This is a genomic window from Methylorubrum podarium (genome assembly GCF_022179745.1).
GTDB lineage: Bacteria > Pseudomonadota > Alphaproteobacteria > Rhizobiales > Beijerinckiaceae > Methylobacterium > Methylobacterium podarium.
In genome coordinates this window covers 1-5871 of record NZ_BPRD01000203.1, presented here as the reverse complement: position 1 = coordinate 5871, position 5871 = coordinate 1, and the positions used below count along the sequence as shown (strand labels likewise).

Here is a 5871-nt window from a genome sequence, read left to right as displayed (position 1 = left end):
CCGCAGAGGGGAGAGGGCAGGATGCGCTTTATTCAGCCGCCGAAGAGCCGCTTGAGGCCCGCGAGCAGGCCGCTGCTTCGGGCCGGCTTCATCGTCTCGGGCGCCGCCGGAACCGACGCCTTGGCCGAGGCGACGACCGTCTGCACCAGTCCGAGCGCGGCCGTGTCGGTGGTTTCGCGGTCGATCAGGATCAGGCTGCCGGTGTCGCGGTTCTCGACATAGGGATCGACGGCGATCTGCCGGTCGAGGGTCAGCGTCACGTCGCCGATGTCGTTGACCGCGAGCGTCTCGGCCGGGCCGGCCTGTCCGGTCTCCGGGTCGATCCGGCGGTGGACCGCCTTCACCGTGGCGTTCACGGTCTGCGTGCCGACCTTGGCCCAGAGGTTGGCGCCGGGCGCCAGCTCGGTCTCGGCGGCCCAGAACAGGCGCACGTCGAGGCTGTCGGTCAGCGTCAGCGGCGCGTCCGAGGTCGCGATCACCGCGCCGCGGGAGGCGTCGATCTCGTCGGCGAGCACCAGGGTCACCGACTGGCCCTCGCTCGCCCGCTCCAGATCGCCGTCGGCGGTGAAGATGCGGGCGATGGTCGAGGTCTTGCCGGACGGCGCGACGGTGACGGCGTCGCCCGGCGCCACCGATCCGCTGGCGATCAATCCGGAGAAGCCGCGAAAATCCGAGTTCGGGCGGTTCACCCACTGCACCGGCATGCGGAAGGCGGCGGCGCGCTCCTCCGACTTCACCGGCACCTCTTCGAGGTAGCGCAGGAGCGCGACGCCGTCGTACCACGTGGCCGCGGTGCCCGGCAGGACGACGTTGTCGCCGTTCTTGGCCGAGAGCGGGATCGCCCGGACCTCGGAGAAGTTCAGCGGCGCGGCGAACGCCTGGAAGCCGGAGACGATCGCCTCGAACTTGTCCTGCGACCAGCCGACGAGATCCATCTTGTTGATGGCGAGCGCCACCCGGTGGATGCCGAGCAGCGAGACCAGCAGCGCGTGGCGCCGGGTCTGGCGGGTCAGGCCGTGGCGGGCATCGACGAGGATCACGGCGACGTCCGCGGTCGAGGCGCCGGTGGCCATGTTGCGGGTGTACTGCTCGTGGCCGGGGGTGTCGGCGACGATGAAGGAGCGCCGCTCCGTCGAGAAGAAGCGGTAGGCGACGTCGATGGTGATGCCCTGCTCGCGCTCGGCCTGGAGGCCGTCCACCAGCAGCGCGAGATCGACCTCCGCCCCTTGCGTGCCGTGCTTGCGCGAATCGCGCTGGAGCGCGGTGATCTGGTCGTCGAAGATCTGCTTGGTGTCGTGCAGCAGCCGCCCGATCAGGGTCGACTTGCCGTCGTCCACCGAGCCGCAGGTGATGAAGCGCAGCACCTCCTTGTTCTGGTGCTTGTGCAGGAAGGCTTCGTAGCCGAACGCCTCGGGTGCCTGATGGATCGTCATCAGAAATAGCCCTCCTGCTTCTTGCGCTCCATGGCGCCGGCGCCGTCCTTGTCGATGACCCGGCCCTGGCGCTCCGAGGTGCGGGCGGCGAGCGTCTCGCCGATGATCTCCGGCAGGGTCGCGGCCGGGCTCTCGACCGCGCCGGTCAGCGGGTAGCAGCCGAGCGTCCGGAACCGCACTTTTCGGAGTTGCGGGGTCTCGCCGGGCTCGAGTGGAAAGCGGTCGTCATCGACCATGATGAGCTGGCCGTCGCGCTCGACCACCGGCCGCTCGGCGGCGAAGTAGAGCGGCACGATCGGAATGTTTTCCTGCTCGATGTAGAGCCAGATGTCGAGTTCGGTCCAGTTCGAGAGCGGGAAGACGCGGAAGGACTCGCCGCGCCGCTTCTTGAAATTGTAGAGGTGCCACGGCTCGGCGCGCTGGCGCTTCGGGTCCCAGCGATGCTGCGCGTTGCGCAAGCTCACGATGCGCTCCTTGGCCCGGCTCGCCTCCTCGTCGCGGCGGGCGCCGCCGAAGGCCGCATCGAACTTGTGCTTGTCGAGCGCCTGACGCAGCGCCTGCGTCTTCATCACGTCGGTGTGCACTTCCGAGCCGTGGCTGACCGGGCCGATGCCCTTGGCGAGCCCGTCCTGGTTCGTGTGCACGATCAGTTCGAGGCCGAGTTCCCTCGCGCGCCGGTCGCGGAAGGCGATCATCTCGCGGAACTTCCAGGTCGTGTCGATGTGCATCAGGGGGAACGGCAGGCGCCCCGGCGCGAAGGCCTTGAGCGCCAGATGCAGCAGGACGGAGGAATCCTTGCCGATCGAGTAGAGCATCACCGGGTTCTCGGCCTCGGCGACCGTCTCGCGGAAGATGTGGATGCTCTCGGCCTCGAGCCGCTGAAGATGCGTCAGGCGGGTGCGCGCGGGCGCGGCGACGGCGGCGCTCATCAAACCAGTTCCCTTCTGTTCTCGCGCGACATCGCGGAGCGCGCGGGCTCCTCGAAAGCAGCCGGCTCCTGGCCCGGCGCGACGTCCGCTTCCGGCCTGTGCAGGTGCAAGCCGCATTCCTTCTTGGATTCCTGCTCCCACCACCAGCGGCCGGCGCGCTCGTCCTCGCCGACCTTCACGGCCCGCGTGCAGGGGGCACAGCCGATCGAGGGGAAGCCGCGATCGTGGAGCACATTGTAGGGGATGAAATTGTCCCGAATGAAGGCATCGACCTCGGCCCGCGTCCAATCGGCGAGCGGGTTGACCTTGATCAGCCCGCGGCCCTCGTCCGCCTCCGCCAGCGGCGTCTCGGCCCGGTTGGCCGACTGACCGGCGCGCAGGCCGGTGAACCACGCCGCCGCGCCATCGAGGGCACGGCCCAGCGGCTCGACCTTGCGGAAGCCGCAGCAGGCCTGCCGCGCGGCGACGGAGTGGCGGAAGCCGTTGATGCCCTCGGCTGCGACGAACGCCTCCTCGGCCGTCCGCTCCGGCGCGTAGGCGCGGATGCGGATGCCGTAGGCGGCCTCCGTCTCGGTCCAGACGTCGTAGGTCTCGGGGAAGAGCCGGCCGGTATCGAGGGTGACGATCTCGGTGCGGCCCTTGTTCAGGGCGAGCGCGTGCGTGAGCGCCTGATCCTCGATGCCGAGGCTGGTGGTGAAGACGAGACGGCCCGGGATGCGGTCCTCGACGAGGCGGATCCGCCCCCGGAGGTCCAGCCCCGCCATATCCCTGGCGAGGTCCTCGGCCGCCCGGACGAGGGCAGCGGTCATGTGCGTAAAATCGATTGCCTGCTTGCTGGAGTTCTGAAATGTTCGCTATAACGAACGCTGTCAAGGCGTCGGGCCTGTCGCGCACGCAATCCACCGCTGCGGCGCCAACGACACGGCACCGGGCGGTGCCGACGGATCGCTGCCCGATTAGAAAAGAATCTTCTCAACGCGGCGACGGATCGGGCGCGCCCGGCGCCCCGAGAGACGCCGTTGAGCGACCACCCTCGCCATCACTTGCGGAGAGGCCCCCTTGGACTCGATCGACCTGAAGATCCTCGCGCTCCTGCAGAAGGACGCCACGCTCTCCATCGCCGCCATCGGCGAGCAGGTCGGGCTGTCGCAGACCCCGTGCTGGAAGCGGATCCAGCGCCTCGAGGCCGACGGCGTGATCGACCGGCGCGTCGCCGTGCTCGATCCGGTGAAGCTCGGCCTCGGGCTCACCGTCTTCGTCTCGATCGAGACCGCCGACCATTCCAAGGACTGGCTGGAGCGCTTCGCCGACCGGATCTCGGCGATGCCGGAGGTGCTGGAATTCTACCGCATGGCCGGCGACGTCGATTACATGCTGCGCGTCGTCGTGGCCGACATGGCCGCCTACGACACCTTCTACAAGAACCTGATCGCGACCCTTCCCCTCAAGAACGTGACCTCGCGTTTCGCCATGGAAAAGGTGAAGTCGACCACCGCCCTGCCGCTCCCGGCGCCCCCGCCGCGCGGGCGGTCCGAACCGCGGCTGTCGGTGGTTGGAGAATAATCTTCCTTTTTGCGGCGCAACAACGAACAATCTCTTCTCTCCGCAGGGCGTTCTTTAAAACGGACGTTTCGACGTTGACAGCGGCGCTCCGGCGGACGACATGGCACCCACGATGTCCAGGCAAGCACTCCTCCCCCGCACGGCTCCCTTCGGAGACCAGGAACGGGCTCATCTCGACGCGGCGCTCGGGGCGGCGACGCCGATCCAGCGCGCATGGCTCGCGGGCTTCCTCGCCGGGCTCGACGCCGCCGCCGGCCAGCCGGGGGCCGCGGCCGCGGTTCCGGCGGCGCCCCCGAAGGCGGCCGAGCCGCTGACGATCCTGTTCGCCTCCGAGTCGGGCAATTCGGAAAAGCTCGCGGGCGACGTGAGCAAGCTCGCGCGCAAGCAGGGCTTCAAGCCGAAGGTCGTGGATTTCGCCGACCTCGATCTCGCCACGCTGCCGAAGGCCGGCAAGCTCATCGCCATCGCCGCGACCTGGGGCGAGGGCGAGCCGCCGGCCCGCGCGGTGCGGGCCTACGGCGAGCTGATGTCGGACGCGGCACCCCGGCTGGAGGGCGTCGCGTTCGGCGTGCTCGCGCTCGGCGACACGAGCTACGCCGAGTTCTGCGCCATCGGGAAGGCGCTCGACGCGCGCTTCGAGGCGCTCGGCGCCCAGCGCGCCTACGACCGCGCCGATCTCGACCTCGATTTCGACAAGCCCGCCGCCGACTGGATCAAGGGCGCGCTGAAGGCGCTCGCGCCGGCGGAGGCCCCGGCCGACAACGTCGTGGCCGTCGATTTCCGCGCCGGAGCCGAGGACGAGGACGGCGAGGTCAGCCGCGAGCCGGTGGTGGTCGAGGTGATCGACCACGTGAACCTCAACTCCTCGCGCTCCGACAAGGAGACGATTCACCTCGCCCTCGAATTCGAGGACGGGGCGCCGGCCTACGAGCCCGGTGACTCGCTGGAGATCTTCCCGGAGAACGACCCGCAGCTCGTCGACGAGATCCTGCGCGCCACGGGCCTGAGTGGCGACGAGGGCCTGCGCCGGGCGCTGCTCGCCGAGCGCGACATCACCACGCTCTCGGCCACCACGGTCGAGCGCTTCGCCAAGGCCACGGGCCACGCGGACGCGCAAGCATTCGTGGAGAGCGGCGAGGTGAAGGCCTGGATCGAGGGCCGCCACCTGATCGACCTGATCGAGCGCTTCCCCGGTGCGCTGACCGCCGAGCATCTCAACACCGTGACCCGGCCGCTGCCGCCGCGAGCCTATTCCATCGCCTCATCGCGAAAAGAGGTCGGCGACGAGGTGCACCTCACCGTCGCCGCGGTGCGCTACGAGACCCACGGGCGCGCCCGCTCCGGCGTCGCCTCGGTGCATGTCGCCGACCGCATCAGGAACGGCGCCAAGCTGCGGGTGCGGGTGAAGCCCAACAAGCACTTCCGCCTGCCTTCCGACGGCTCCACCGACATCATCATGGTCGGTCCCGGCACCGGCGTCGCCCCGTTCCGCGCCTTCGTGCAGGAGCGCCGCGCCACGGAAGCGCCCGGCCGCTCCTGGCTGTTCTTCGGCGACCGCCATTTCACCCACGACTTCCTGTACCAGCTCGAATGGCAGGAGGCGCTGGAGGACGGTTCGCTCACGAAGATCGACGTCGCCTTCTCCCGCGACCAGCCGGAGAAGATCTACGTGCAGGATCGGATCGACCAGCACGCCGCCGAGGTGGTGGCGTGGCTCGACGGCGGCGCCCACTTCTACGTCTGCGGCGATGCCAAGAACATGGCGCGCGACGTGCGCGCCGCCGTGGTGCGCGCCTTCGAGAGCGTGAAGGGTTTGAGCCACGCCGACGCCGAGGCGCATGTCGCCTCGCTGGAGCGGGCCAAGCGCTACCAGCAGGACGTTTACTGAGTGGGCGTTTCCCTCCCCCTTGCGGGGAGGGATCAAGGGTGGGGTGGCGCAGAAGGCA

At 69.3% G+C, this 5871-nt stretch carries 5 protein-coding genes; 2 read left to right on the top strand and 3 right to left on the bottom strand.

What is annotated here, in order from left to right:
* Positions 1-32: 32 nt before the first annotated feature.
* The 3 genes from cysN to MFF42_RS10960 are packed head-to-tail and all read right to left on the bottom strand — an operon-like array spanning position 33 to position 3171.
* A complete protein-coding gene (cysN, locus tag MFF42_RS10970; protein ID WP_238255788.1) occupies positions 33-1433 on the bottom strand; it encodes a sulfate adenylyltransferase subunit CysN in 1401 nt (466 codons plus the stop codon).
* Entirely contained in the window at positions 1433-2362 is a 930-nt protein-coding gene (gene cysD, locus MFF42_RS10965; RefSeq protein WP_238255787.1) for a sulfate adenylyltransferase subunit CysD, read from the bottom strand. The genes cysN and cysD overlap by 1 nt, the downstream gene beginning before the upstream one ends.
* Positions 2362-3171 carry a phosphoadenylyl-sulfate reductase gene (locus MFF42_RS10960; protein WP_238255786.1) on the bottom strand — a complete coding sequence of 270 codons (810 nt, stop codon included), beginning with the start codon at positions 3169-3171 and terminating at the stop codon, positions 2362-2364. The genes cysD and MFF42_RS10960 overlap by 1 nt, the downstream gene beginning before the upstream one ends.
* Positions 3172-3421: 250 nt before the next feature.
* On the opposite strand from MFF42_RS10960, the gene MFF42_RS10955 reads away from it, so the two are divergent.
* Positions 3422-3925, top strand: coding sequence for an Lrp/AsnC family transcriptional regulator (locus tag MFF42_RS10955; RefSeq protein WP_238255785.1), 504 nt, complete (start codon positions 3422-3424; stop codon positions 3923-3925).
* A 112-nt stretch (positions 3926-4037) separates the two neighbouring features.
* Entirely contained in the window at positions 4038-5813 is a 1776-nt protein-coding gene (locus tag MFF42_RS10950; protein ID WP_238255784.1) for a diflavin oxidoreductase, read from the top strand.
* Positions 5814-5871 lie beyond the last annotated feature (58 nt).

Bases quoted from the DNA above. Each gene is read 5' to 3' on its own strand.
- cysN (WP_238255788.1), bottom strand. From the start codon at position 1,433: ATGACGATCCATCAGGCACCCGAGGCGTTCGGCTACGAAGCCTTCCTG.
- cysD (WP_238255787.1), bottom strand. From the start codon at position 2,362: ATGAGCGCCGCCGTCGCCGCGCCCGCGCGCACCCGCCTGACGCATCTT.
- MFF42_RS10960 (WP_238255786.1), bottom strand. From the start codon at position 3,171: ATGACCGCTGCCCTCGTCCGGGCGGCCGAGGACCTCGCCAGGGATATG.
- MFF42_RS10950 (WP_238255784.1), top strand. From the start codon at position 4,038: ATGTCCAGGCAAGCACTCCTCCCCCGCACGGCTCCCTTCGGAGACCAG.